The organism is Peteryoungia rhizophila, from assembly GCF_004912145.1.
GTDB classification, from domain to species: domain Bacteria; phylum Pseudomonadota; class Alphaproteobacteria; order Rhizobiales; family Rhizobiaceae; genus Allorhizobium; species Allorhizobium rhizophilum.
In genome coordinates, this window is record NZ_STGT01000006.1 from 142,984 (window position 1) to 169,250 (window position 26,267).

Below are 26,267 nucleotides of genomic sequence, written 5' to 3' on the forward strand. Positions count from 1 at the left end.
TTGCGGTTTCGATGGGGCCAGAACAGCAAGGGGAGGCGGGAATTTGAGCATGGCAGGTCTTGATCCGGTCGTTTATCGCGATGCCATGAGCCGTTATGCGGGACATGTGCAGATCGTAACGACGGAGCATGAGGGCATCCGGCGCGGCGTGACGATCACCGCTGCCTGTTCGGTCTCCGACAGTCCGCCGACGGTGCTGGCCTGCCTCAACAACAGCAATCCAAGCAACGAAGTCCTGTTCGAGAGCGGTCATTTTGCGCTGAATTCGCTCGGCGCGCACCATCAGGATATCGCCAATGCCTTTGCCGGCTTCGCCAAGCTGACATCGGAGGAGCGTTTTGCACTTGCCGAATGGCAGGTGCTTGCGACCGGCTCTCCCGTGCTCGCCGATGCGATCGTGGCCTTCGATTGTGTCGTCACGGACCAAAAGGTGACGAATACCCACACTGTGCTCTTCGGCGAGGTCAAGGCAGTCCATTTCGGCGCGCGTGAGCCATCGCTCATCTATCTGGACCGGGGCTATCACACGCTATAAGCTTCCATCCAAATCGGGAGGAGACATGGCAGAGACCTCGGGAAAGGTTCTGCCGGAGACGATCGATGGCATCATCGATCTTCTGTCGGCGGAGGATTATCTGGCGGCAAGGCCGCTCGCGACCGTGCTGTTCCTGGCGCTCAAGATGAAGCGTCCGCTGTTTCTCGAAGGCGAGGCCGGCGTCGGCAAGACCGAGGTCGCCAAGGTGCTGGCCAAGGCCCTCGACCGCCCGCTCATCCGCTTGCAATGCTACGAGGGCCTCGACGTCGCCTCCGCCGTCTACGAGTGGAACTATCCAGCCCAGATGCTCGAAATCCGCATGGCAGAGGCATCGGGCGTATCAGACCGCTCGCAGCTGGAAAGCGATATCTTCTCCGAACGTTACCTGATCCGCCGCCCCGTGCTGCAAGCCCTTCAGGGCGAGCCCGGAAAGGCGCCGGTCTTCCTGATCGACGAACTTGACCGCACGGACGAGGCCTTCGAGGCATTCCTGCTCGAAGTTCTCTCGGACTTTCAGGTGACGATCCCCGAATTCGGAACGGTGAAGGCCGCCGAGCCGCCGATCGTTATTGTGACGTCCAACCGCACCCGCGAAGTGCATGACGCCTTGAAGCGCCGCTGCCTCTATCACTGGGTCGATTATCCGGCCGCTGCCGACGAACTCGCCATCATCAGGCGGAAGGTGAAGGGCTGCAACGAGCAGCTCTCCCGACAGATCGTTGCCTATGTGCAGAAGCTCAGGACCGTCGATCTCTTCAAGAACCCCGGCATCGCCGAGACCATCGACTGGGCGACGGCGCTTACTGAACTCGATCGCCTCGCGCTCGATCCGGAGACGATTGCGGATACGCTTGGCACGCTTCTGAAATATCAGGAGGATATCGCCCGTATCCAGGGGAGCGAAGGGGAAAAGCTGCTTTCCGAGGTCAAGGCCGAGCTTTTTGCGGCGGCAGGCTGACCATGCAGGGCGCGGGTCAAGAGCGAGGCGGCGGACCAGATGGCATTGTCGTGCCGCCACCCGTGCAGGGTGACGGCCGGCTTGCCGACAATATCGTGCATTTCGCCCGCGTGCTGAGAAAAGCTGGCCTGAAACCGGGCCCAGGCGCCGTCATCGATGCGATCGAGGCGATCGACGCGATCGGCATCGGCTCGCGCGTGGAGTTTCATGCGGCGCTGTCGGCCATCTTCGTCAATCGCCACGAGGATCAACCCGTCTTCGACGAGGCCTTTTCGATCTTCTGGCGCTCGCGGGATCTGGTCGGCAAGATGATCGCGCTGATGTCACCGGTGGCGGCGATCGGGGAGCGGCAAAAGCCCAGGGCCGGCGGTGCGCGGGTCAGCGATGCGTTGTTCGCCGATAGGAGCCGCGCGCCACAGTCGCGGGACGAACCCGATGTCGAGATCGATGCGCGGCTCACGGTCTCCGGCCAGGAGGTCTTTCGCCGGCTCGATTTCGGCCAGATGACTGCCAGTGAACTCAACGAGGCCCGCCGGGCCATCGAACGGCTCGCCATGCCGCTCGATCTCGTTAAAACGCGGCGTTACAGGCTGTCGCCGCGGGGTCGGAGCGTGGATCCCCGCGCCACCATGCGTCAGTCGCTGCGAACCGGTGGCGACCTGATGCTGCCGAAGTTCCGCGAGCGTCGGAAACAGCCGCCCCCGCTCGTCATCCTCGCCGACATCTCGGGCTCGATGAGCCAATATACCCGCATCTTCCTGCATTTCCTGCATGTGCTGACGGAACGGCGACGTCGTGTTCACACCTTCCTGTTCGGCACGCGGCTCACCAATGTGACGCGCCAACTGAGGCATCGGGATCCGGACGAGGCGATCGCGCAATGCACCGAGGCGGTGGCTGACTGGTCGGGTGGCACACGCATCGGCGAGACGCTGAAACTGTTCAACCGGCATTGGGGACGGCGTGTGTTGGGGCAGGGTGCCGTGGTGCTGTTGATCACCGACGGGCTGGAGCGGGACGAGGTCGAGCTACTGTCGCGCGAAACCGATCGCCTGCACCGTTCCTGCCGCCGCCTCGTCTGGCTCAATCCGCTTCTGCGCTTCGCCGGCTTCGAGGCCCGCGCACGGGGCGTTCGCGCCATGCTGCCGCATGTCGACGAGTTGCGCTCGGTGCACAATCTGGAAGCCCTGTCGGATCTGGTGCAATCTTTGTCCGGCGCGGCGGATCGGGATTGCGACCCGAAGCGTTATCTCGGTTCTGGAAGGAGCCTGCCATGACCACAGTTACCGTCCCGCGCGACCCGCTCGCGATCGCCGAAAGCTGGTTTGCCGAAGGTCGATCCGTCGCCATCGCCACCGTTATCGAAACCTGGGGCTCGGCGCCGCGCCCTGTCGGAAGCCATCTGGTGATCGACGGCGAGGGCAATTTCGAGGGCTCGGTCTCCGGCGGCTGTGTCGAGGGGGCCGTCATCACAGAGGCATTGGACGTGATCGACACCGGGGCGGCGAAGACGCTCGAATTCGGTGTCGCCGACGAAACCGCCTGGCGCGTGGGTCTGTCCTGTGGCGGGCGCATCCGGGTGCATGTCGAGAGGCTCGGTTGATGGATGTTTCGACGCTTAAGGCGCTGAATGCTGCGAAGCGCGACCGTCGTGGCGCCGTGCTGGTCAGCGATCTCGCTTCAGGTATGTCGCAGCTGGTGACCGAGGATCAGGTGCCCACCGACGCTCTGGGGCAGGAAATCCGGGCGCGGCTTCTTTCCGGCAAGTCGGCAACCGCCGAGATCGACGGGCGAAGCCTTTTCCTCAATGTGCATCTGCCACCACCAAGGGTCGTTGTCATCGGCGCCGTGCATATCAGTCAGGCGCTCGCGCCCATGGCAGCACTTGCCGGGTTTGCGGTGACGATCATCGATCCGCGTACCGCCTTTGCCACGCCGGAGCGTTTTGCCGGCATCGACCTGCGTGCCGACTGGCCGGACGACGTGTTTTCGACCATGTCGCTCGACCGCTACAGCGCGCTGGTCGCCGTCACCCATGATCCGAAGATCGATGATCCCGGGCTGATCGCCGCACTCGAAGCGGGCTGCTTCTATGTGGGCGCGCTCGGGTCGCGCAAGACGCATGCGAAGCGCATCGAGCGGCTCGCATCCCTCGGCTTCGATCAACCGATCATCGACGGCATCCGGGCGCCTATCGGGCTCGATATCGGGGCTGCCACTCCCGCCGAGATAGCCGTCGCTATCCTGGCCGAGATCATCCAGTCCCTGCGGCGTCGCAGCTTGGCGTCCGGAACCCCGCAAGTCGGTGTGCCAGCGTGAAGTTCGGTCAAGTCGCAACCGAGACGGCTGAAGGCGCGATCCTCGCCCATTCCCAGTCGCTCGCCTCCCGCAGGTTGCCGAAGGGGCATCGCTTGACTGCCGCCGATCTTCTGAGCCTGGCAGCCGAGGGCATCTCCTCCGTGATCGCCTGCCGGCTCGACCCAGGCGATCTCACGGAAGACGAGGCAGCCGAAAGGCTTGCCTCGACGATCGAACCAACGGGGCTCAGGTGCAGTCCGGCCTCGACGGGGCGGGTAAACTTCTATGCGCGCGAGAACGGGCTGTTTCTCGCCGACAAGGTGACAGTCGACGGTTTCAATGCTGTGGACCCTGCGATGACGCTGGCCTGTCTGCCCGATCGTCGCGACGTGCGTGCCGGCGATCTGGTCGCAACGATCAAGATCATTCCGCTTGTCGTTGCCGATGCAAGCGTAGAGGCAGCGGCTGTGATCCTGAAGAAAGGAACTGCCTTCGAAGTGACGCCCTACCGCGCGCACCAAGTGCATCTTGTCGCCACGCAGCTTGCCTCGCTGAAAGCCACCGTCATGGACAAGACCGCCCGCGTGCTGGAGGCGCGGCTCAGTGCCTCGGCCAGCAGTCTCGTCTCGGAGCGCCGCGTCCCTCACCGTGCCGAGGACGTGGCAGAGGCTATCCGTGCGGCGTTGGATGATGCCGGGGCCAAGTCCGACCATCCGCCGGTGGTTATCGTCTTCGGCGCTTCGGCCGTGGCAGATGCCGAGGACGTCATTCCGACGGCCATCCGGCTTGCCGGTGGCGTGGTCGAGCAGGTCGGCCTGCCGGTCGATCCGGGCAATCTGCTCGTGCTCGGTCATATCGGCGAAGTGCCGGTGATCGGGGCACCGGGCTGCGCCCGCTCACCGAAGGAGAACGGCTTCGACTGGGTGCTGAACCGGATCCTCGCCGGTCATCCACCGGATCGGGCGGAGATGACCGGTTGGGGCGTAGGTGGCCTGTTGATGGAGATCCCGAGCCGTCCGCTGCCGCGCCTTGCCGCAACCGCTGACGCCGATCCGGCAGCGCTGGGTCTCGTGGTGCTCGCCGCTGGTCGGGCGAGCCGGATGGGCGAGGGCGGTCGGCACAAGCTGCTCGCGGAGTTCGAGGGCGAAGCGCTCGTGCGGCGCACGGTCAGGCAAGTCGTCGAAGCAAAACTTGGCCCCGTCACGGTTGTCACCGGCCATCGCAGTGCTGAAGTCGCCGAGGCGGTCGCCGGGCTCGGTGCGCAGGTTGAGGAGAATGCAGATTTCGCTAGTGGGATGGCGAGTTCGCTGAAAGCGGGGCTTGCCGCAGTCGAATCCAAGGGTCTGTCAGGCATGATGGTTCTGCTCGCCGACATGCCGAATGTCTCTTCGGCCGATATCGCGGCTCTGGCCGAGGTCTATCGAAAGGCCGGCGGCAAGGCGATCGTCCGCGCCGTCTCCGATGGCCAGCGTGGCAATCCCGTCATCCTGCCGGCCGCCACCTTCGAAGCGCTGAAGGCACTGGAGGGTGATATCGGCGCACGCCCGGTGATCGAGAGTGCTGGGCTTGCCGTCATCGATGTCGAGATCGGACCTGCTGCAAGGCTTGATGTCGATACGCCCGAGGCTATTCTGGCAGCCGGGGGCATCCTGAAAGGCTGAACATGGACAATGCGGCGATCGAGGAAATGTTCGAGGGGGTCGGGCCTGTGACGATCCGCCGGATGTTCGGCGGCAAGGGCATTTACGCGCGGGGCACCATCTTTGCGCTTGAACTGCGTGGCGAGCTCATGCTGAAGGGCGATGCCGAAAGCGCGCCAATGCTGGAAGAGGCGGGTGCCACGCGTTGGCGCTACGAGGGTCGCAGCGGCAAACCCGTCGCCATGCCCTATTGGACGGTCCCCGACGAAGCGCTCGACGATCCCGACATGATGGCGAAATGGGCGCGGATCGCACTCGATGCCGCGATCCGGGTGACGGAGCGGGAGAGCGATCAGCGCAAATAGGTCAGGACGGTTTTGGTGAAGACCGAGAGCGGCTGCGGCAGGTCGTCGAGGTCGAACCAGCCGATAGCCGATAGCTTGTCAGGTTCTGTGAGCAGGGGCTCGCCCGTCGTGTCTTCGCTCACATAGAGCAGCGAAACCCAGTGCTGGCGGTCCGCTTCGATCAGCTGTTCAGTCATGCCGACGTAACGGATAGAGCCGATCGAAAGTCCTGTCTCTTCCTCGGCTTCGCGGCGTGCTGCAAACTCTGCCGGCTCCATGTGGTCGACCTTGCCGCCCACGATGTTCCAGTGACCGGCTTCCGGCGCCTTCATGCGCTTGCATAAAAGCAGTTTGCCATCCCGAAGGATGGCAAGACCGACCCCGAGACCGGGGAAATCGAGACCAGGCTGACCCACCGGGATCAGGCCTTGGCGGCTACGACCAGCATGAATGCCGGAATGTCGTCGCCGAAACCAACCGGCGTCGGACCGTCGTCATGGTCGTGATGTCGATTGCGGCGACGATCGCGATTGTCGTCATTGGCCGGGTAGGGATTGTTGCGGTTATTGCGCGGGTTCTGGTCGCGACGCTTTTCCGCCCTGCGTTCTGTTACAACAGGCTCGACCTTGCTTGCAACCGGTTCGACCTTGATCGCTTCCACCTTGACCGCTTCCATTACCTGTTGTTCCTCTACCGGTTTGACATACTCGCTGCGCGTATCGGATTTATGACCGCCGCGCCGCTCGCGACCCTTGTCGCGAGTACGTTTCCCACGACTTTCGTCATGGCTTTCCGCCGGCGCCGGAAGCGCGGACACGTCACCGTCAAGCCATTCGATCTTCTGATCGATCAGCTTTTCGATGGCATCGAGGAACTTGGTGTCGCTGCGCGTCACCAGGGTAAAGGCCGCGCCTGAGCGCCCGGCACGGCCGGTTCGGCCGATGCGGTGGACATAGTCTTCGGCGTGGATCGGAACGTCGAAATTGAAGACGTGACTCACATCGGGGATATCGAGGCCGCGGGCGGCAACGTCAGAAGCGACGAGCAGCGTGATCGCATTGGCCTTGAAGCCCGCCAGCATGTTGGTGCGCGAGCGCTGGTCCATGTCGCCGTGCAGGGCACCGACAGAGAAACCGTGGCGGTCGAGCGAACGGAAGAGGTCGGCGACATCCTTCTTGCGGTTGCAGAAGATAATCGCGTTCTTCAGGTCGTCCTGGGCGCGGATCAGGTCACGGAGCGTCGAGCGCTTCTCGTAATCCTTGTTGTGGCAGGCGACGAGGCGCTGGGTCACGGTCTTCGCCGTCGAGGACGGCGGGGCGACTTCGATGCGCTCCGGGTTCTGCAGGAACTGATCGGCCAGCTTCTGGATCTCCGGCGGCATGGTTGCCGAGAAGAACAGCGTCTGACGCGTGAACGGGATCATCTTAGCGATGCGCTCGATATCGGGGATGAAGCCCATGTCGAGCATGCGGTCGGCTTCGTCGATGACAAGGATCTCGACGCCGGTCATCAGCAGCTTGCCACGCTCGCAATGGTCGAGCAGGCGGCCAGGCGTGCAAATCAGAACGTCGGCACCGCGCTCCAGCTTGCGGTCCTGTTCATCGAAGGACACGCCGCCGATGAGGAGGGCCACGTTGAGCTTGTGATTCTTGCCGTATTTCTCGAAGTTCTCGGCGACCTGGGCGGCCAGTTCGCGCGTCGGCTCTAGAATGAGCGTGCGCGGCATGCGCGCCCGGGCCCGGCCCTTTTCGAGCAGGGTCAGCATCGGGAGAACGAAACCGGCCGTCTTGCCGGTGCCGGTCTGGGCGATGCCCAGAATATCACGCCGCTGCAGGGCGGGCGGTATCGCGCCCAGCTGAATGGGTGTGGGGATCGTGTAGCCGGCATCGGTGACGGCAGAAAGGACTTTTTGGCTCAGGCCAAGGTCAGCAAAAGTGGTCAAAGGGAAGTAGTTTCCGTTCCTGTTCTCGCGAACATCGCTCAATAGCCCATCGGATCGGGCTCCAATGGTTGCGGCGAATAGTGGGAAACTGCCGGAAAGTCAAGGAAACAGCCGGATTTACCCCTATAAAGGCTTAATGTTCACGAATAATTGGCAGCTGTCGCGCAAACCAACAAGAAACTATTGGCTTTCCGGGGTTCCAGGCAGAAGCATTTCGGCATTTGATGCAGTGCTTCAATTGATCAATGGCGTCAGCTTCATGCCGGCATTGAGGAACCGCATCGGATCGACGGGGTCGCCGTTGCGGCGGACTTCATAGTGGAGATGCGGTCCCGTCGAGCGGCCGGTCGAGCCCGAAAGGCCGATGATTTGGCCCGGTTCGACCATATCGCCTTCACCCACCAGAATACGCGACATATGGCCGAAACGGGTCGTGAGACCCAGGCCATGGTCGATTTCGACCATATTGCCGTATCCGCCGGAAAAAGCGGCCTTTACCACCTTGCCGCTTCCCGTCGAGCGGATCTCGGTGCCCGTCGGTGCGCGAAAATCGATACCGGCATGCATCGCGAGGCCGCCGAAGAAGGGATCCGGGCGATTGCCGAATCGGCTGGTAATGTCCTGGCCGGGGGCCGGGTTGGAGAAAGGAAGGCGCTTTGCAGTCCCGCGCACAGTTTCGAGCCGGTTGAGGGCTGCATCGAGCGCATTGAGCGAGGCATTGAAGTCACGGTCCGATTGCGGGGCGAGATAAGGGCCACCGACGGCGTCTGCGATGGGGAGTGAGGCAAGGTCGCCGATCGGAACGCCCTGGCGCTCGAGTATGGCTGAGATTTCGTCGGCCGTCTGAGATGCGCCGCTGGCGAGTTGGTCGATCCGCTGCAGTTGCTCCGCTTCGATTTCCTTCAAGGACAATGTCATGTTGGAAAACAGCCGGTCGGCGCGATCCGCGACATTCTCGCCCGTCATCGGCACATAACCGAGGGCGAGTTCCGGCTTGCGGCTGCCGGCCTCCGCTGCAATGGCGGCAGTCTCGTCCGTCGCCGTTCCCAGGAGCGCCGCGAAGGCTTGCGTGCCCGTCGGCAGGGCCGCGTGATTCTTGCCGTCCACGATTGGCTTATCGGCCGGCACGGGGCCATCGGTCGGCAGAGCGTCGGATGGGTTGCTGCCCTCGAGAAGCGCACCGATCCGGCCATGCCGCGAAGTGAGCGCCATCTGCTGTTCGAGCAGTTTCTCGACCTTTTCCTCGACCACTTGCTGATCGAGAAGCTGGCGAGAGGTCACCCGGTCGACCTGCGCCCTGAGTGCGGCGATTCGGTCTTCGTATTCGTGCTGCATGCGTGCCTGGCGAGCCATGGTGGCGCCGATCAGATTGTCGCGCAGGACGAGATATGTGGTCGCGCCGAGATAGCCGATTGACATCGTGCCGAGAAAACAGACGGTGAGGGCGATCATCCAGGGGCGAATGGTCATGTGGCGGATGCGGTCGCCGCTCGCCAGAATGACGACGTGCTGCACCTTGCGCTTTCCGAAGATCTGGTTGTTCGAACCCGCCGCCACGCTGCCCCCCAATCAAATTCAGGCGAAACGCTGTTGCATTCCTTGCCCTTCGGCGGTCCGTCGACTCTGCGATCCCGCCTTTAGGAGTTACGCATAATTAGGGTTAATGAAGCGTTAGGCGCCTGGAATTGCGTGTCAAACCGACGAGTTGTTCTTGGAGGACAGAGACCTGTAGAAGGAGGGTGTGAGGCCCGCTTCCGCCCGGGCGACATCGTTGAAGGGGGCCTTGAGCTGGCCGCGAAAATTGGCGCGGACCAGATCCTGGAAGGCTCTCGCCGGATCGCGTTTCTCCCGGGCGCAGAGGAAACGGAACCACTTGGCGCCGACGGCCACATGGCCCTTTTCGTCCTCGTAGATCACCTTGAGCACGTCGGCGCTCTCGAGGTCTCCGGTCTCGCGCATCTTTTCCTGTAATGCCGGCGTGACGTCGAGACCGCGAGCCTCCAGGATCAGCGGTACTACCGCCAATCGTGCCGTCAGGTCGTTCTTGGTCGAATGTGCTGCCTGCCAGAGGCCGTCATGGGCCGGCATGTCTCCATAGTCGGCGCCGAGGGCGCGCAGCCTGTCGCGGACCAAATTGAAATGCTTGGCTTCCTCGAAGGCCACCTTCATCCAGCCGTCGAAGAAGGAATGCGGTACCGGCTCGGTCGCAAAGCGCGCGACGATGTCGAGCGCGAGGTCGACGGCGTTCAGTTCGATATGGGCGAGGGCGTGCAGAAGCGCAACGCGCCCGGGCAGCGTGTGCAGCGATCGCTTGCCGACGGCCTTGGGCGGAACCAGTTCCGGCTTTGCCGGGCGTCCGGGGCGATCGGGAAGCGGCGGATCGAGCGGCGAGCGCAATGACAGGCGGCGTTCCTGCCAGCGGATCGCCGCAGTTTGAGCGAGCGCCGTCTTCTCGTCGAGGTCGGCGCTCGTGATCGCGAGGGTGGCAGCGCCGCGAAGGGAATGGAAAGCCGTCTCGGGCTGCGTCATCTCGGGCATGTCACAGGGCCTGGGCTGCCTTCAGCACGGCCTGCGCATGGCCTGCTACCTTCACCTTGCGCCAGATTTCGACGACCTTGCCTGAGCCGTCGATCAGGAAGGTCGAGCGTTCGACACCCATATAGGTCTTGCCGTACATGCTCTTTTCCTTCCACACGCCATAGGCTTGCAGCGCCTGATGCTCCTCGTCAGCGGCGAGCACGACCGACAGGCTGTGTTTGGCGGCAAACTTGTCGTGGCTCTTCACCGAATCAGGCGAAACGCCGATGACGGTCGCGCCGATCTTTTCGAAATCGGCGGCAAGGCCGGTGAAGTCGATTGCTTCGGTCGTGCAGCCGCTCGTGTCGTCCTTGGGATAGAAGTAGACGATCACCGGCTTTCCGGAGAAATCGCCAAGCGAAACGGTGCCGCCGCCGTTGCGGGGCAGGGAGAATACGGGGGCCATGTCCCCGGCAGTCAAATCCGTCATGGGATAACCTTTCTTTTGCCCGTTTTATGCGTGAATCTGGGCATCATCGATATATAGTCCGCTCCGAAGTCGTCCAGAGCGACTTGTTAGCGGCATCGGTCGACGGAGACAATCACCAGCACATGTCGGAGATCCGGGGCGAAAAGCTACGGTTTCGCAAGCGGGACATCGTGCCGCTGCATGCCCTTCCTTCGGCTCAGGCCGAGGATCCCCTCATCGTGCATTGCCCTCCGCCGAAGCGCTCCCTGTTTCGGCGCTTCCTGAGGGTGCTTGTGGGGTTTGCGGGCCTCTGGTTGATCGTCTTCATGGGCGTCTATGCGGTCGTCGAGAGCGGGGCGCTCGATGCTGCCCTTGCCCAACGCGCGCGGACGGTTCTCAACGATGCGCTCGGCGAGCAATTCGTGGCCGAGATCGGTGCCACCGAGGTCCGGTTCTCGAACGACATGGAATTGTCGGTCGAAGCGCGCGACGTCACCTTGCATCAGACAGTCGGCGGCCAGCAGGTCGCCGTCACTCAATCGGTGCGCTTCATCATCGAACCGCTCGCACTTCTCGGGGGGCGCTTCTCTGTCCGCGAGGTGGTGAGCGAAGGGATCAATCTCGACGCCACCGTCCTGCCCAAGGGCAAGCCCATCGACCTCTCCAACTGGCGGGTCGACCAAGTGCCGGCGCGGCTCGCCGACGCTTTTGGCGAACTCGACAGGCTGCAGGGGTTTATCTCGCGGGGAGGCCTCGACCGAATGCGGCTCGGCGGGCTGGAAATTGCCTCGACCAGCGCCAGCGGACGGCCGCTTTCCATTTCCATCGACGACATCGTGCTGGAACGGGGCGACGACGATTCGCTGTCGATTTTCGGCGCCGTCTCGGTGAACGGGCAGCAGACAGAGCTCACTGCCCTGACCACCAATGTCGGAGGGCGGGCTGAAGCCTTGACGATGCGCGTTGCCGACGTGCGTGTCACGCCCTTTCTTCTCCGGCGCTCGAGCGTTGGCGAAGCGCGCCAGGGCATCGACGGGTCCGCCGAACTGCTGCTCAATGCCCGGCGCGAAGATGGGTCGCAGACACCGGCAGTGTCGCTCGCGATCAACATGCGCAAGGCGGGCTTTTACTCGGACGGCCAGCGCCAGGAACTGACCGACGCCCAGCTCAAGCTCTCCTATGATTTTGCCAAGGACACGATCGAGCTGGCTGATTCCATGGCGCGCTTCGAGGAGACGGTCATCCCGCTCTCCGGCGGCATCATCGATCTCGACCGCCTTCCCGAGGGGCCGAGTTTCGGCAAGGGCTTCGGCCTCGATCTGGTGGTGACCGACGGGCGGGCGAATGTGCCGACGGCTGGGGAGACGCCGTTTCCGTTTTTCCTCAAGGGCTACGGTCGCTATCTCGTCGATGAGAACATGCTGCAACTCGATACGCTCGACGCATCGACGCCCGGTGGCAACATGCGCGGGAAACTGCAGATCCGTTTCGGCGGCACGGGTCCGGAGATCCGCTTCAACGGCGAAGTGCAGGACATGCGCACCAGCGTCGTCAAGCAGCTCTGGCCTTACTGGATCGCCTCGAAGCCAAGGGCTTGGGTGCTCGAGAACCTCTATGGCGGCATCATTCCGCGCGGCACGATCGAAGTCTTCATTCCACAGAACCGCCTGTCGATCGATCCGAAACCCGTGCGCCTCGACGCCAATGAGTTGAAGATCGGTTTCGATCTGGAAGACGCCCGGTTGAACCTCACCGGTGACCTACCACCTCTTCGCGATGTCTATGGTCGTTTCGACATGGTGGGCGAAAGGGTCGATGTCGACATTCGCTCGGCCGGCTCCTTCTTTCCATCGGGGCGCATGGTGACGCTCGATCGCGGCAAGCTGGTCCTCCAGGACGCCTATGAAAAGCCGCTCATGGCCGATCTCGAACTCGATGTCAGCGGCGCTGCCGACGCCGTGGCCGAACTCGTCTCGTTCAAGCCGATCGAGGCGTTGCGTACCGTCGATTTCAAGGCGGATGACTTTGCCGGAAAGGTGCGCGGCAGGGCGAAGATCCGCCTCGGTCTCGTGGCCGACCAGCAGCCGCCCGACCCAAGCTGGACGGCAGAGGTCGATCTCGAAGACGTCGATGTTTCGAAGCCTTTCGACGGTCGGCAGATCAGCGATGTCACCGGAAAATTGATCGTCGATGCTGACAAGGCCAAGCTCGAGGCCAAGGCCCGGATCGATGACGTGACCATGGATGTGGAGCTGACCGAACCCGTGCGCCGCGGCGAAGGGGAGGTGGCCCGCGAACGGGTGGTCACCGCGACGCTCGACAATGCGACCCGCGAGAAGCTCGTGCCGGGGCTCGGCGAGCTCGTCAGCGGTCCCATGAAGATCGAATTGCGCCGTCTCGACGAAACCCGCCAGTCCGTGTCTGTCGATCTGCGCTCGGCGACGCTGACCATACCCTGGGTCGGCTGGGCCAAGGGGCAGGGCATCGGCGCCATGGCGAAGTTCGAATTATCGAAGAACGGTACCCAATCGCTGATCGAGAAGTTCGAACTCGACGGGGAAGGTTTCGGTGCCGTCGGCGAAATGTCGGCCGACGACAAGGGGCTTGTGGCCGCCAAACTTTCGCGCGTCCGCCTGTCGCCCGAGGATAACGTGGCGCTGACGATACGGCTCAGCAAGGGCGTCTATTCGGTCGTCGCCAATGGAAGTGCCTTCGACGCACGCTCGCTGATTTCGACGATACAGCAGCCCTCCGGGGACGTCGGTAACACAAAAACCTCAAATACTTCACTCCGTATCGAAGGGCGATTCGAGCGTGTCGTCGGTTTCGGCGGCGAACAGCTGTCCGGAGTATCCGTCGTCTATTCCTCGGGCAAGGGGCGCCTCAGCGGGGTCGATTTTTCCGGCGTGACGGGCAGTGGCCAGGCTCTGGTTGCCAAGCTGCGGCAACCGGACGGACGACGCGAACTCTCCGTGACGACGAGCGATGCCGGCGCCGTGCTCCGCTTCCTCGATACGTACAAGCGCCTGGGCGGCGGCCTTGCCAACCTCCGACTGACAGAGACCCGTGAGGGCGCCTGGAGTGGGAACCTCGACCTGCGGAATTTCCAGGTCCAGAACGAAGAACGGCTGCAGAGCATCGTGACGACGCCAACCGGTGCCGATGGACGAAGCCTCAACAGTGCGGTGCGCAGCGATATCGATGTCAGTTCGGCCCGCTTCCAGCGCGCCTTTGCGCGCCTTTCGGTGGTCGATGGCACACTCAGTTTGGAAAACGGCATCGTGCGTGGCGAACAGATCGGCGCCACCTTCCAGGGGATCGTGCGCGACCAGGCCGGGCGGATCGACCTGACCGGCACCTTCATGCCGGCCTATGGCTTGAACCGGCTGTTCGGCGAACTGCCGGTGATCGGCGCCATCCTCGGCAATGGCCGGGACCGTGGCCTGCTCGGGATCACCTTCAAGCTGACCGGCGCGACCACCAAGCCCAATCTCGTGATCAACCCGCTGTCGATCATCGCGCCGGGTGTGTTTCGCCAGATCTTCGAATTCCGCTAAAGATATTCGATCTCAGTCGCGCTCGATGATGATTACCGGCAGCGCGAGGCGACGGGCGGCGATGATCTTCGCATAACCCGCCGGGCCACCGGAATTTCGGCAGACGAGATGCGTGATTCCGTAGGCCGTAAAAAGGTCGGCCTCCCGTTCGGGGTCACTGGCCGGTTTGCCCAGCACGAGCATATGGTCCGTAAAGGCGAGGGGAGCCTCTGGCGGGTCGACCATGCGGATGACGAAGCGGCAATCGCTGCGCCCGGTAAAGGCGTCGAGATATTGCCGTCCGAGCGCGAGAAACACGGTGGCCGCGGGTGGCAGTGCCTCCGCTGCCGCGGCGAGCGACTGCACCGCCTTCCACCGGTCGCCGGGTTGCTTTTGCCAGCGTGGCCGCATGTGTTGCTCGAGCGGTACACCCGATATTGCCGAGGCCTGTATGGCGTTTTCGCTTATGCGTCGGGCGAAGGGATGCGTTGCATCGATCATCCGCTCGAAGCCTTCCGCCCGCAGATAGTTTGCCAGCCCTTCTGCGCCACCGAAGCCGCCGATCCTCACAGTGCCGACCGGTAGCGCCGGGTCGACCGTTCGCCCCGCGAGCGAGGTCGTGACACGATGGCCTTCGTCAAGGAGTTGCCTAGCCAGGGCCCGGGCCTCTGCCGTGCCGCCGAGGATGAGGATCTTTTGCGGGTTCTCGCTTTTCTCAGACTGCATGAGCGATGATCGCTCCTTTGCGGTCGGTCACGATGACGTCCACGCTCACTCCACTGTCGCGCAGCACGCCCTCCGCAGTCCGCTTGGCGGCCTCGGCGATGGATGTTGCTATGTCGATGGATACTTTCGTCATGATTTCAAAGACTTCAAGCGCTGTATTCGCGTTTTTGACGGCATGATGCTGGGAATCTGTCAGTGATTGGCTGCAAGGCATTGATAGATAGAATAGATTGTCCACCTGGCTGCGGGACGAATGCAGGTCCAGGGCGCCCTGGGCAAGCTTGGTCATCTTGGCGAAACCACCCGCGATGGTGAGCCGGGGTACGGGATGGGCGCGGATATATTTGAGCAATCCGCCGGCAAAATCGCCCATGTCGATCAGCGCGCCGTCCGGCAGGCCATGAAAGGCCTGGGCTGCCCTTTCCGATGTTGATCCCGTCGCGCCGAGCAGATGCGTCAGGCCCTCGGCGCGGGCCACGTCGATGCCGCGATGGATGGAGTGGATCCAGGCCGCGCAGGAGAAGGGATGGACCACGCCTGTCGTGCCAAGGATGGAGATGCCGCCGAGAATGCCGAGCCTCGGGTTCCAGGTCTTCTCCGCAATGGTCGCGCCGCCGGGCACCGAGATCCGGATCTCGAGATCGGGCGACACATTGTGTTCTTCGGCCAGTGCCTCGACCACGGCCGACATCATGGCGCGCGGCACGGGATTGATGGCCGGTTCTCCAACCCCGATCGGCAGGCCGGCCTTGGTCACGGTCCCGACGCCGTCGCCGGCCACAAAGCGGATGCCGCTTCCGGGCGACAGCCGTGTCACGGTGGAGACTACGGTGGCCCCATGGGTCACATCCGGATCATCGCCCGCATCCTTGACGATGCCTGCAAAGACGCTCTCTCCGTCCATGCCTTCCCTGGCCAGCGCGAAGGCGGGAGTTTCGCCTTTCGGCAGGGTGATCGAAACCGGGTCTGGAAAGGTCCCGGTCAACAGCGCCGTATAGGCGGCCTTGGTCGCCGCCGTCGCGCAGGCGCCGGTGGTCCAACCTTTGCGCAGGGGTGCTCCTTCCGGCTTCTCCAGCCGCTCGCCTTCGGAGGCGTTCTTCCCGTCGTTTCGATCGGCATCGCTCATGCCTCGCTTATAGGCGAGCTGACTGCCGGGCGGAAGGCATGGGGCCGCAGGTTGCATGCGGAAAGCACTGCTACGGAATTGCAATTTTTATCGGCGGGGCCTAGACCATGGACATGAGTGACACCACGCGTCTTGCCCTGCCCACGAGCCTGCCGGCCATCGAGCCTGGCCATGTGTGGCTGGCCGGCGCTGGCCCTGGGGATCCCGGCCTTTTGACGCTGCTTGCAGCGAAGGGTCTGTCGGAAGCCGACGTCATCGTTCACGATGCCCTGGTCAACGAGGACTGCCTGAAACTGGCGCGCACAGGCGCCGTGCTCGAATATGCGGGGAAACGCGGTGGCAAGCCGTCGGCCAAGCAGCGCGACATTTCGCTGCGTCTGGTGGAACTCGCCAAGGCCGGTCACCGGGTCCTGCGCCTGAAGGGCGGCGATCCTTTCGTCTTCGGACGCGGTGGCGAGGAGGCGCTGACGCTGATCGAACACGGCGTGCCCTTCCGCATCGTTCCCGGCATCACCGCCGGTATCGGTGGGCTCGCCTATGCCGGCATTCCGGTCACGCATCGCGAGGTCAACCACGCCGTCACATTTCTGACCGGCCATGATTCGTCGGGCGTCGTTCCGGATCGCATCGACTGGGACGCTATCGGTCGCGGCTCGCCTGTCATCGTCATGTATATGGCGATGAAACATATGGGCCAAATCGCGAGCAATCTCCTGGCCTCCGGCCGCCGGCCCGACGAGCCGGTCGCCTTCGTTTGCAATGCGGCAACTCCGGAACAAACTGTGCTCGAAACAACGCTCGCCCGGGCCGAGACCGACATGCTTGCCGCCGGCATCGAGCCGCCCGCGATCGTGGTCATCGGCGAGGTGGTGCGCTTGCGTCCCTCGCTTGACTGGCTCGGCGCCGCTTCGGGACGCAAGCTCCTGCCTGACCCCTTTGCCGTAGATCGGAAAGACACCGCATGAGCGGACTGCTGATCGCCGCACCGGCATCCGGTTCCGGCAAGACGGTGGTTACGCTCGGGCTGATGCGGGCCTTTCGCCGTCGAGGGATTTGCGTTGCTCCGGGGAAGGCCGGCCCAGACTATATCGACCCGGCCTTTCACGCGGCCGCAAGTGGCGTGCCCTGCTTCAACTTCGATCCCTGGGCCATGCGGCCCTCTCTTCTCAGAGCGCAGGCGGCCCGCTGTGCCGAGACTGGCACCTTGGTTGTCGAAGCGATGATGGGACTGTTCGACGGTGCAGCCGACGGCAGCGGCAGTGCCGGTGATCTTGCGACACTCCTCGACCTTTCCGTGATACTCGTCGTCGATTGCGCACGAACCTCTCAATCGGTCGCGGCCCTCGTCGCCGGCTTTGCCCGTTTTCGGCCGGATGTCCGTGTCGCTGGCGTCATTCTCAATCGCATCGGCAGCGACCGGCATGAGGCCATGCTGCGGGCCGCGATGGCTGGCATTGATGTGCCTGTTGTCGGCAGCCTGAGGGCCGACCCGACCTTGTCTCTGCCCGAGAGGCATCTCGGCCTCGTGCAGGCCGGCGAGCATGTGGCGCTGGAGGCTTTCATCGAGCGCGCAGCTGATGCGGTCGAAGCGGGCGTCGAGCTGGATGCCTTGCTGGCAGTGGCAGAAGCAGAGGCAAAATCCTCGCCCGCTCCGTTGCCCGCGATCCTGCCTCCGCTCGGCCAGCGCATCGCCGTCGCACGAGATCTGGCGTTCGCCTTCTCCTATCCGCACCTGCTCGAAGGCTGGCGCGGGCAGGGGGCAGAGCTTTCTTTCTTCTCGCCGCTGGCCGACGAGGCACCGGCGGGCGATGCCGATGCGATTTATCTGCCAGGCGGCTACCCGGAGCTGCATGCCGGAACGCTTGCGGATGCCGCGCGCTTTCGCACAGGCATGACCGCCGCTACCGCACGCAGTGCCCGTATCTACGGCGAGTGCGGTGGCTATATGGTGCTGGGCGAGGGCCTGATCGATGCCCACGGCCAGCGACACGCCATGCTCGGCCTGTTGCCGCTGGTGACGAGCTATGCGACGCGGAAACGGCATCTCGGTTACCGGAGACTTCGTTCGCTTGCGCCCGACTTGTTCAAAGGTACCTTCACCGCCCATGAATTTCATTATTCCACGGTCGTCTCCGAGGGGCCCGCAGACCGCCTCTTCGAGGCAGAGGATGCGCTGGGCGAAAAGCTTGGCGCGGTCGGCTTGCGCCATGGCTCTGTCGCCGGATCCTACATGCATCTGATCGATATCGCTGGAGAGCAGCCGTGAGTGGTCCAATCCAGCACGGCGGCGGACTTGCCGCAGTCGCCGCGCAATATGGTGGTCGGATCGAGGACTGGCTCGACCTGTCCACCGGCATCAATCCTTGCCCGCCGGATCTGCCCGAGATCCCGATGCGCGCCTGGCATAGGCTGCCAGACCAGGAGCGCGAAATGGCGGCGCGGGAGGCTGCCCGGTTCTATTACGGCTCGGGCGATCGCCTGCCTCTGCCCGTGCCGGGCACGCAATCCGTCATCCAGAATCTGCCACGCCTTGTGCCTTCGGGCAGCCGCGTTGCCGTGCTCACCCCGACCTATGGCGAATATGTCCGGGCCTTCATGGCTGCGGGTCTAGCCGTGGATATGATCGGCGATCTCGGCGAGATCAGCTCCGAGCACAGTCTCGTCGTCGTCGTGAACCCCAATAATCCGGATGGTCGCCTGTTCGGACGCGCGGAGCTTGTGGCCCTTGCTGACGAGCTCGACCGGCGTGGCAGTCTTCTCGTTGTCGACGAAGCCTTCGGCGACATGGATCCGAACCGGAGCCTCGCTGCCGAGCCAAATTCGAACCTCATCGTCTTCCGCTCCTTTGGAAAATTCTTCGGGCTCGCGGGCCTTCGCCTCGGCTTCGTCATCGCTGATGACAGCATCATCGGTCGTTTTGCCGATTGGCTCGGACCCTGGGCCGTGTCGGGGCCCGCCCTGGTGCTTGCCGAACAGCTGTTGTCATCGGACACCACACTCGTCCGCAACCAAATCCAGCGGCGTTCGCAAGCGCTAGGCCGGGTGTTATCCGAGGCCGGGCTCGCAGTGCGAGGCGGAACGGATCTTTTCCAGCTGGTCGAGGACGAAGCCGCCGGAGCCCTGCATCGGCACCTCTGCAGCCGTCACATCCTCACCCGCAAGTTCGATTACCGGCCCGACTGGCTGCGCTTCGGTCTTGCGCCGGACGAGGCCGCCGACGCGCGCCTGCTCGTTGCGCTTCAATCCTTCCAAAGGTGACTGCATGAGCCATCTTCTTCTGCTGCTCGCGGCCATCGGGTTGGACCGGATCGTCGGTGATCCGCCCTGGCTGTGGCGCCGTCTGCCGCATCCGGTCGTGATCTTCGGCAAGGCGATCGATCTCTTCGAGAAACCGCTGAACCGCTCGACGTTCACAGCCGAAGGTCGCCGGCTGAACGGCGTCGTCACGATCCTGCTGCTGCTTTCCGCCTCGGCTGCCGTCGGCCTGGTCCTTTCGCGCCTTTTCGACCATCTCGGCCCTATCGGGATGGTGCTCGAAGTGATTGTCGTCGCTGTATTTCTTGCGCAGAAAAGTCTCGGCGACCATGTCCAGGCGGTCGCTGACGGACTGCAACAGGAAGGGCTCGAAGGCGGCCGCCGGGCAGTTGCGATGATCGTCGGCCGCGATCCGAAGACGCTGGACGAGGCGGGTGTATCGCGGGCGGCGATCGAGAGCCTGTCGGAGAATTTTGCCGATGGCGTCGTGGCGCCGGCGTTCTGGTATGCGATTGCCGGGTTGCCCGGCATCCTCGCTTACAAGATGCTGAACACGGCCGATTCGATGATCGGGCACAAGAATGAGCGCTTCCTCGATTTCGGCTGGGCCTCGGCCCGGCTCGACGATCTCGCTAATTGGCCAGCCGCGCGGCTATCGGCCGGTTTCATCGCCCTGGCGGCCGCAACAAGGCTCGGGGCAGGGGCCGGCCGTCGCTCGCTTTCGGCCGCGCTTCGCGACAGCGGCCTGCATCGCTCACCGAATTCCGGTTGGCCGGAAGCTGCCATGGCGGGCGCACTCGACCTGCAGCTAGCCGGACCGCGCGTCTATGGCGGCGTCAGGGTGAGCGAGCCGATGATGCATGCGGGCGGTCGCGACAATGCCGGTCCTGGCGATATCCTCAGGGGTATACGATTGTTTTATACCGCCTGCGCTGTCATGGCGGCACTGATTTCCATGACCTGGCTCACAATCCGGTTGCTCTGAACCGGATAGCTCACCAAAACTGGGAAATGCGCGTTCTCTTCGATGTCGGCGCGGAGAATCAGTCGATGCCGGCTGCGTCCCGCAGGCGGTCGAGCTTCGGCACGATGACGTGGCGATTGTTCTCGATGACGATGATCCCGTCCTTGCGCAGCTTGGTCATCTGACGACTGACTGTCTCGATGGTGAGACCGAGGAAATCGGCGATGTCGGCGCGGGATAGCGGCAGGTCGAAGGTCTGGATGCCAAAGCTTTCCGGATCGATATGGGTGGCGATCAGGTAGAGGAAACTTGCAACCTTCTCCTGCGCGGTCTTGCGGCCCAGCGTCAGCATCCAGTCGCGGGCTTCGTCCAGTTCCTTCAGCGACTGGGAATGCAGCTTGCGCTCCATGTCTGGAACTTCGCCCACCATGCGGTCGACGACATTGCGAGGAAATGTGCAGATGTCTGTATCGGTCGCCGCTTCGGCCGTAATGGTGCTCTCACCGAGGAAGGGACGGCCAAGGAAGTCAGGGGCGAATTGCAGACCCACGATCTGCTGGCGGCCATCCGCCATCATCTTCGACAGCTTGATGACGCCCTTCAATATATTGCTGTAGCTGCCAACCTCTTCGCCCTGGCCAATAACCTCGTTGCCCGCGTCGATGCGACGGCGGATCGAGTGACGGTTCAGTTCGACCAACTGGGCCGCCGTGAGCACCGAACACAGGCCACCATGGCGCGCTTCGCAGGAGCGGCAGACCACCGGAGCGTCGCATTCCGGGACGTATTTTCTGTAGGTGTCCATGGTCTTGCCATCCCGTTGACGCGGTTTCGGCTGCAGCCCGCAGCGTCCGGTCGGCGGCCCGTTTCGGGCCTCTGAGTTTCGATAAACTCTACGTGAGAATTGTATCAGCAAATTGATCGAAGTCAAAGGGCGCGTCGTGCGGTGCCGCTATCTTTGGTCGTAGCTCGACACATATCAAGGCAGTGCAAGATCATGCAGAACTCCCTCCTGACCAAGTATTCCGGTGCTGTCCCACGCTATACGAGCTATCCCACGGCGCCCCATTTCCACGAGGCGATCGACTGCGGCAAATATGCACAGTGGCTGCAAGCAATTACGGCCAAAGAGCGCGTCTCGCTCTATCTCCACATCCCCTATTGCGACCGGCTCTGCTGGTTCTGTGCCTGTCACACCAAACACACGCTGAAATACGAACCCATCTCGATCTATCTGGAATCATTGAAGAAGGAGATCACGACCGTCGGCGCGCTGGTCAGCCGCGATGCTGCCGTGACGGCCGTGCATTTCGGTGGTGGTTCTCCCACCATGCTGCGTCCCGACGACATGATCAATTTGATGGCGTCGCTGCGTGCGGCCTTCCGGTTCGCCGACGATGTCGAGATCAGCGTGGAGATGGATCCCAATGATCTCGACGAGCCGCGCTACGATGCGCTTGCCGCCATCGGCATGACGCGCGCCAGCCTCGGCGTTCAGGACTTCCACCCTGAGGTGCAGAAGGCGATCAACCGTATCCAGACGTTTGAACAGACGAAGTCGGTCGTGGAGGCAGTCCGGACCCGCGGCGTGCATTCGGTCAATTGCGACATTCTCTATGGTCTGCCGTACCAGACGGAGACGACCGTGGCGGAGACGGTCAAAGACATCTTGTCACTTGCGCCGGATCGCATCGCGCTTTTCGGCTATGCCCATGTGCCGTGGATGAAGAAACACCAGACGATGATCAAGGAAGAGGTCTTGCCCGGGCTCGAGGAACGCTTCGCCCAGATGAACCTTGCCGCTTCCATGCTGGTCGAGGCCGGTTACGAACCTGTCGGCATCGATCACTTCGCACTCCCGACCGACAGCATGGGGATCGCTGCCCGCGAAGGGCACTTGCGTCGGAACTTCCAAGGGTACACCGATGATGCGGCGGAAGCCCTGATCGGCCTCGGTGCATCCTCGATCGGCCAGTTGCCACAGGGTTATGTGCAAAACATGCCCGCCACGGGCGAATACCAGCGCATGGCCGATGCCGGCAGTCTCCCCGTCGTTCGCGGGATCGAGGTGAGCGATGACGACAGGCTGCGCCGCCGGGTGATCGAGGAGATCATGTGCCGCTTCTCTTTTTCATTCGCGGACCTGAAGGCCGAGTTCGGTCATGCTGTGGATGCGATCATCATGGAAGCGAAGGCCTTCGCGCAGTCGAACCAGGACGGCATCTGTCTGATCGAAGCCGACCGCTTTCTCATCACGGAAGCCGGTCGACCCTTCGCACGCACCATCGCTGCGGTCTTCGACAGCTACCTGTCGACCGGCAAGGGGCGCCACTCGATTGCTGTTTAGGCAACACTACGCCCGCAAATTTCGCTGCTGCACAAATGCACCATTGGCATTTCCCGCCGTTTTCCTTATGTGGAACCCAGAATTTGAGACATATGAGGTACTGGCGTGACCGCTACATTCGACAAAGTTGCCGACATCATCGCAGAGACCAGCGAAATCGATCGCGAGACGATCACGCCGGAAAGCCATACGATCGATGACCTCGGCATCGACAGCCTCGACTTCCTCGACATCGTCTTTGCGATCGACAAGGAATTCGGCATCAAGATCCCGCTCGAGCAGTGGACGCAGGAAGTCAACGAAGGCAAGGTTTCGACCGAGGAATACTTCGTCCTGAAGAACCTCTGCGCCAAGATCGACGAACTTCGCGCCGCCAAGGGCTGAGCCGTCTCCAAAGGAGCGGACATCGTCATGCTGCTTGAATATTTCCAGATGATTGACAAGGTCGAGAGCGTGGATCTCGGCCTTGGTCTTTTGAAGGCCACCTCTGTCGTGCCGATGGAAAGCCCCGTCTTCGAAGGGCATTTCCCCGGCATGCCGCTGGTGCCCGGCGTTCTCTTGATCGAGACCATGGCGCAGGCCTCCGGCATGTTGCTGCTCGCGGTCAAGGACTTCGAAGCCATGCCCTTCCTGATGTCGGTCGATGGCGCAAAGATGCGCACCTTCGTCGAACCGGGCGCAGTCCTAGACATCGAAGCCGTGCTCGAACATGACGGCTCCGGCTTTGCCGTCACCAAGACGAAGATCACCAGCGCCGGCAAGAAGGTCTGCGATGCACAGCTGAAGCTGCGCACCGTGCCTTTCTCCGAGGTGCCACTTGCTCCTATCGTGCGCAAACGCGCCGAGGAAGTCGGCCTGATCGCGGCCGTGGCGGCTCAGGCTTAAGGCGCATTCGGCCGCAAGCGGGCAATCTGCTATTGACCTTGGGGCCTTATTCGGGAAAACCCGCATTTTACGTCGGCCAGCCCGCCGGCGAGAGGATTGCATATGGTCAAACAACCGAATGATGTGGTGATCACCGGCGTCGGGATCGTCACCTGCCACGGCACCGGCAAGGAAGCGCATCTCGCGCTGCTCTCTTCCAAGACCGCTCCGGAACCGGTCCTGGAGACCGAAAAGTTCAAGCCTTATGCCGTGCACAAGCTGCCCGAGATCGACTGGTCGGAGCAGATCGGGCGCAAGGACCAGCGCCAAATGGAAAACTGGCAGCGACTCGGCGTGTTCGCAGCGGGCCTCGCGCTCGACGATGCCGGCATGAAGGACGATGTCGACGCCTGTGGCTCGATGGACCTGATCGTGGCAGCCGGTGGTGGCGAGCGTGACATCGCCGTCGACAGCCTGATCGTCGACGAGGCGCTGAAGCGCAACGACCGCGAGAAATTCCTGATCGAGAAGCTCAAGACCGAGCTTCGCCCGACGCTCTTTCTGGCGCAGCTTTCGAACCTGCTCGCCGGCAATATCTCGATCGTTCACAAGGTCACCGGTTCCTCGCGCACCTTCATGGGCGAAGAGGCGGCCGGTATCTCGGCGATCGCAACCGCATTCGCCCGCATCAAGGCCGGCCAGTCGACCCATACGCTCGTTGGCGGCGCCTTCATTGCGGAGCGTCCGGACATCCTGCTGCTCGTCGAGGGCATCCGCGCCCATCAGACCGGCCCATGGCAGCCGCTCTGGTCGCGTGACGGTTCGTCGGGCGGTGGCATGATCCTCGGCACGGTCGGCGCCTTCCTCGTGCTGGAATCGCGCGAACATGCCGAAGCCCGCGGCGCACATATTTATGCAGTGCTGGACGCCGTCGAAGGTGATCGTGGCAATCGCGACGAGGGCAAGCTCGAAACGCGTCTGGGACGAATGGTCCCTGAAGCGGCATCGCTTTCATCAGCCGATACCATCGTCTTCTCGGGCGCGTCGGGTCTTGCTGAGCTTACGCAACGTGAGAAGGCTCACCTTACGGAACGTTTCGCCTGCATGCCGGTGCGTGGCTATGCCGGTTCGATCGGCCATTCGGTCGAAGCGCAGTTCCCGGCGGGTCTGGCGCTTGCAGCACTTGCCATTGACGCTGGCGCCATGGTGCCCGCCTTCGATCCGGCGAGCGAAGCTGCCCAGACCGGTCCGGCCAAACATGCCATCATCTCCACCGTCGGCTACGTGCGGGGCGAAGGCCTTGCCGTGCTCTCGGCGAATGCGTGAGAAGGATAGATCCATGACCGATAGCCGCTTCAAGGATCATCTCGGCCGCCCGATCATCGCCGTAACCGGCATGGGCGTCATCACCTCGCTCGGCCAGGGGCTTTCCGACAACTGGTCGAAGCTGACGTCTGGCCAGTCCGGGATCCACTACATCAAGCGTTTCGACACCGAGGGCATGTCGACCCGCATTGGCGGAACCGTCGATTTCATTGCCGTTCCCGCCAACAATGCCGTCGAGCGCTCCTATGCGCTCGCCCGCGAGACAACCATCGAGGCGCTCGCCCAGGCCGGAATCAACGGCGACTTCAACGGCCCGCTCTTCCTGGCCGCCCCACCGGTCGAGCCTGAATGGCATGACCGCTTCGCGCTGGCCGAGCGGGCGCCGGCCTCGACCCAGCCGGGCGATGCCTATGACCGTTTCCTTGCCGCCATGCGCGAACAGCCAGACCCGGTCTTCCTCGAAGCTGTCCAGTTCGGCTCGATCTCGGAGCGTCTATCGGACAAATTCGGCACGCGCGGTCTACCTGTGACGCTGTCGACAGCCTGTGCCTCGGGTGCAACCGCGATCCAGCTCGGCGTAGAGGCGATCCGCCAGGGCCGCACCGAGCGGGCGTTGACGGTTGCGACCGACGGCTCGATCAGCCCGGAAGCCGTGATCCGCTTTTCGCTGCTCTCGGCACTGTCCACACAGAACGATCCGCCGGAAAAGGCATCCAAGCCGTTCAGCAAGGAGCGCGATGGGTTCGTGATTGCCGAAGGTGCGGCCACGCTCGTCTTGGAATCGCTGGAATCGGCTGTTGCCCGCGGCGCAAAGGTGCTCGGCATCATCAAGGGCTGCGGCGAAAAGGCCGACCATTTCCACCGCACGCGCTCCTCGCCGGATGGCGGCCCCGCGATCGCAACGATCAAGGCGGCCCTGTCGGATGCCGGCCTGTCGGAAGATGCGATCGGCTATATCAATGCCCATGGCACTTCGACGCCCGAGAACGACAAGATGGAATATGGCGCCATGCTGTCGGTCTTCGGTGACCGGCTGAAGGACGCCATTCCGGCCTCGTCAAACAAGTCGATGATCGGCCACACGCTTACTGCCGCCGGTGCGGTCGAGGCGGTGTTCTCGATCCAGACCATGCTGACAGGCACAGTGCCGCCAACCATCAACTACACGAACCCCGATCCTTCGATCGTGCTCGATGTGGTGCCGAACGTGAAGCGGGAGTCCTCGGTTTCAGCGGTTCTCTCCAACTCCTTCGGCTTCGGCGGCCAGAACGCCAGCCTTGTCATGACGCGGGAACCGGTCTAAGGCCTGCGCCATCAATTCGGGACGTCATCCTCGGCTTTCAACCGAGGATCCACGAACCTCGCAAGAACAACGAAGGTCGGCAGATGCACGGGACATGCCCGAGCATGATGATGGGAG

At 62.9% G+C, this 26,267-nt stretch carries 25 protein-coding genes; 17 read left to right on the top strand and 8 right to left on the bottom strand.

The genetic code is table 11. From position 1 onward, the window contains the following. The first annotated feature begins 49 nt into the window (after positions 1 to 49). Genes E9677_RS21895 through E9677_RS21925 form a run of 7 tightly spaced genes read left to right on the top strand, consistent with a single transcriptional unit; the run spans position 50 to position 5,796 of the window. Positions 50 to 535: a flavin reductase gene (locus tag E9677_RS21895; RefSeq protein ID WP_136560183.1), complete on the top strand. Its 486-nt coding sequence runs from the start codon at positions 50 to 52 to the stop codon at positions 533 to 535. Between the two features lie 25 nt (positions 536 to 560). After that, the gene (locus E9677_RS21900; protein WP_136560184.1) at positions 561 to 1,493 is read left to right on the top strand and encodes an AAA family ATPase; all 933 of its coding nucleotides are present in this window, start codon (positions 561 to 563) and stop codon (positions 1,491 to 1,493) included. Between the two features lie 2 nt (positions 1,494 to 1,495). Next, entirely contained in the window at positions 1,496 to 2,770 is a 1,275-nt protein-coding gene (locus E9677_RS21905) for a vWA domain-containing protein (protein ID WP_136560185.1), read from the top strand. Next, the gene (locus tag E9677_RS21910; protein ID WP_136560186.1) at positions 2,767 to 3,096 is read left to right on the top strand and encodes an XdhC family protein; all 330 of its coding nucleotides are present in this window, start codon (positions 2,767 to 2,769) and stop codon (positions 3,094 to 3,096) included. Before E9677_RS21905 ends, E9677_RS21910 begins: the two co-directional genes overlap by 4 nt. Further along, positions 3,096 to 3,812 (top strand): XdhC family protein, encoded by a 717-nt coding sequence (locus tag E9677_RS21915; RefSeq protein ID WP_136560187.1) that lies wholly within the window; start codon positions 3,096 to 3,098, stop codon positions 3,810 to 3,812. The genes E9677_RS21910 and E9677_RS21915 overlap by 1 nt, the downstream gene beginning before the upstream one ends. Beyond that, a complete protein-coding gene (locus E9677_RS21920; protein ID WP_136560188.1) occupies positions 3,809 to 5,452 on the top strand; it encodes an NTP transferase domain-containing protein in 1,644 nt (547 codons plus the stop codon). Before E9677_RS21915 ends, E9677_RS21920 begins: the two co-directional genes overlap by 4 nt. A 2-nt stretch (positions 5,453 to 5,454) precedes the next feature. Continuing rightward, positions 5,455 to 5,796, top strand: a complete 342-nt coding sequence (locus E9677_RS21925; RefSeq protein WP_136560189.1) for a TfoX/Sxy family protein — start codon at positions 5,455 to 5,457, stop codon at positions 5,794 to 5,796. Here the strand turns inward: E9677_RS21925 and E9677_RS21930 are convergent. The 5 genes from E9677_RS21930 to bcp all read right to left on the bottom strand — a co-directional run bounded on the left by E9677_RS21930 (position 5,784) and on the right by bcp (position 10,724). After that, positions 5,784 to 6,191, bottom strand: a complete 408-nt coding sequence (locus E9677_RS21930; RefSeq protein WP_136560190.1) for an NUDIX domain-containing protein — start codon at positions 6,189 to 6,191, stop codon at positions 5,784 to 5,786. The two genes, E9677_RS21925 and E9677_RS21930, sit on opposite strands and share 13 nt — an antisense overlap. A gap of 5 nt (positions 6,192 to 6,196) precedes the next feature. Then, complete coding sequence (locus tag E9677_RS21935; RefSeq protein WP_136560191.1) at positions 6,197 to 7,717, bottom strand: DEAD/DEAH box helicase; 1,521 nt, start codon at positions 7,715 to 7,717, stop codon at positions 6,197 to 6,199. A gap of 234 nt (positions 7,718 to 7,951) precedes the next feature. Continuing rightward, on the bottom strand, positions 7,952 to 9,274 hold the full coding sequence (locus E9677_RS21940) for a M23 family metallopeptidase (protein WP_136560192.1): 1,323 nt from the start codon (positions 9,272 to 9,274) through the stop codon (positions 7,952 to 7,954). A 135-nt stretch (positions 9,275 to 9,409) separates the two neighbouring features. After that, the gene (locus tag E9677_RS21945; RefSeq protein WP_168801297.1) at positions 9,410 to 10,255 is read right to left on the bottom strand and encodes a ferritin-like domain-containing protein; all 846 of its coding nucleotides are present in this window, start codon (positions 10,253 to 10,255) and stop codon (positions 9,410 to 9,412) included. Position 10,256: 1 nt separating this feature from the next. Continuing rightward, complete coding sequence (bcp, locus tag E9677_RS21950) at positions 10,257 to 10,724, bottom strand: thioredoxin-dependent thiol peroxidase (RefSeq protein ID WP_136560193.1); 468 nt, start codon at positions 10,722 to 10,724, stop codon at positions 10,257 to 10,259. A 122-nt stretch (positions 10,725 to 10,846) separates the two neighbouring features. Between bcp and E9677_RS21955 the strand changes: the two genes are divergently transcribed. Continuing rightward, positions 10,847 to 14,260: a DUF3971 domain-containing protein gene (locus tag E9677_RS21955; RefSeq protein ID WP_168801298.1), complete on the top strand. Its 3,414-nt coding sequence runs from the start codon at positions 10,847 to 10,849 to the stop codon at positions 14,258 to 14,260. 12 nt (positions 14,261 to 14,272) lie between these two features. Here E9677_RS21955 and E9677_RS21960 read toward each other — a convergent pair whose 3' ends face one another. Both E9677_RS21960 and E9677_RS21965 read right to left on the bottom strand, forming a co-directional pair. After that, positions 14,273 to 14,965 (bottom strand): cobalt-precorrin-6A reductase, encoded by a 693-nt coding sequence (locus E9677_RS21960; protein WP_136560195.1) that lies wholly within the window; start codon positions 14,963 to 14,965, stop codon positions 14,273 to 14,275. Then, positions 14,955 to 16,091 carry a cobalt-precorrin-5B (C(1))-methyltransferase gene (locus E9677_RS21965; protein ID WP_136560196.1) on the bottom strand — a complete coding sequence of 379 codons (1,137 nt, stop codon included), beginning with the start codon at positions 16,089 to 16,091 and terminating at the stop codon, positions 14,955 to 14,957. Before E9677_RS21965 ends, E9677_RS21960 begins: the two co-directional genes overlap by 11 nt. 107 nt (positions 16,092 to 16,198) lie before the next feature. On the opposite strand from E9677_RS21965, the gene cobA reads away from it, so the two are divergent. From cobA to cbiB, 4 genes are read left to right on the top strand one after another with little or no spacing between them, the layout of a single operon-like run. Beyond that, positions 16,199 to 17,056, top strand: coding sequence for a uroporphyrinogen-III C-methyltransferase (gene cobA, locus E9677_RS21970; RefSeq protein ID WP_168801299.1), 858 nt, complete (start codon positions 16,199 to 16,201; stop codon positions 17,054 to 17,056). Next, on the top strand, positions 17,053 to 18,357 hold the full coding sequence (locus tag E9677_RS21975; protein ID WP_136560198.1) for a cobyrinate a,c-diamide synthase: 1,305 nt from the start codon (positions 17,053 to 17,055) through the stop codon (positions 18,355 to 18,357). Before cobA ends, E9677_RS21975 begins: the two co-directional genes overlap by 4 nt. Continuing rightward, positions 18,354 to 19,349, top strand: a complete 996-nt coding sequence (gene cobD / locus E9677_RS21980; protein ID WP_136560199.1) for a threonine-phosphate decarboxylase CobD — start codon at positions 18,354 to 18,356, stop codon at positions 19,347 to 19,349. The genes E9677_RS21975 and cobD overlap by 4 nt, the downstream gene beginning before the upstream one ends. A gap of 4 nt (positions 19,350 to 19,353) precedes the next feature. Then, positions 19,354 to 20,331: an adenosylcobinamide-phosphate synthase CbiB gene (gene cbiB / locus E9677_RS21985; RefSeq protein WP_136560200.1), complete on the top strand. Its 978-nt coding sequence runs from the start codon at positions 19,354 to 19,356 to the stop codon at positions 20,329 to 20,331. A 58-nt stretch (positions 20,332 to 20,389) separates the two neighbouring features. On the opposite strand, the gene E9677_RS21990 is transcribed toward cbiB, so the two are convergent. Continuing rightward, a complete protein-coding gene (locus tag E9677_RS21990; RefSeq protein ID WP_136560201.1) occupies positions 20,390 to 21,115 on the bottom strand; it encodes a Crp/Fnr family transcriptional regulator in 726 nt (241 codons plus the stop codon). A gap of 192 nt (positions 21,116 to 21,307) precedes the next feature. Between E9677_RS21990 and hemN the strand changes: the two genes are divergently transcribed. The 5 genes from hemN (at position 21,308) to E9677_RS22015 (ending at position 26,150) form a co-directional block, all read left to right on the top strand. After that, positions 21,308 to 22,657 carry an oxygen-independent coproporphyrinogen III oxidase gene (gene hemN, locus E9677_RS21995; protein WP_136560202.1) on the top strand — a complete coding sequence of 450 codons (1,350 nt, stop codon included), beginning with the start codon at positions 21,308 to 21,310 and terminating at the stop codon, positions 22,655 to 22,657. A gap of 105 nt (positions 22,658 to 22,762) precedes the next feature. Continuing rightward, positions 22,763 to 23,041, top strand: a complete 279-nt coding sequence (locus tag E9677_RS22000) for an acyl carrier protein (RefSeq protein WP_003502893.1) — start codon at positions 22,763 to 22,765, stop codon at positions 23,039 to 23,041. A 27-nt stretch (positions 23,042 to 23,068) separates the two neighbouring features. Continuing rightward, positions 23,069 to 23,542: a 3-hydroxyacyl-ACP dehydratase FabZ family protein gene (locus E9677_RS22005; protein ID WP_136560203.1), complete on the top strand. Its 474-nt coding sequence runs from the start codon at positions 23,069 to 23,071 to the stop codon at positions 23,540 to 23,542. A gap of 102 nt (positions 23,543 to 23,644) precedes the next feature. Then, complete coding sequence (locus E9677_RS22010) at positions 23,645 to 24,847, top strand: beta-ketoacyl-ACP synthase (protein WP_136560204.1); 1,203 nt, start codon at positions 23,645 to 23,647, stop codon at positions 24,845 to 24,847. Between the two features lie 13 nt (positions 24,848 to 24,860). Further along, on the top strand, positions 24,861 to 26,150 hold the full coding sequence (locus E9677_RS22015; RefSeq protein WP_136560205.1) for a beta-ketoacyl-ACP synthase: 1,290 nt from the start codon (positions 24,861 to 24,863) through the stop codon (positions 26,148 to 26,150). Positions 26,151 to 26,267 lie beyond the last annotated feature (117 nt).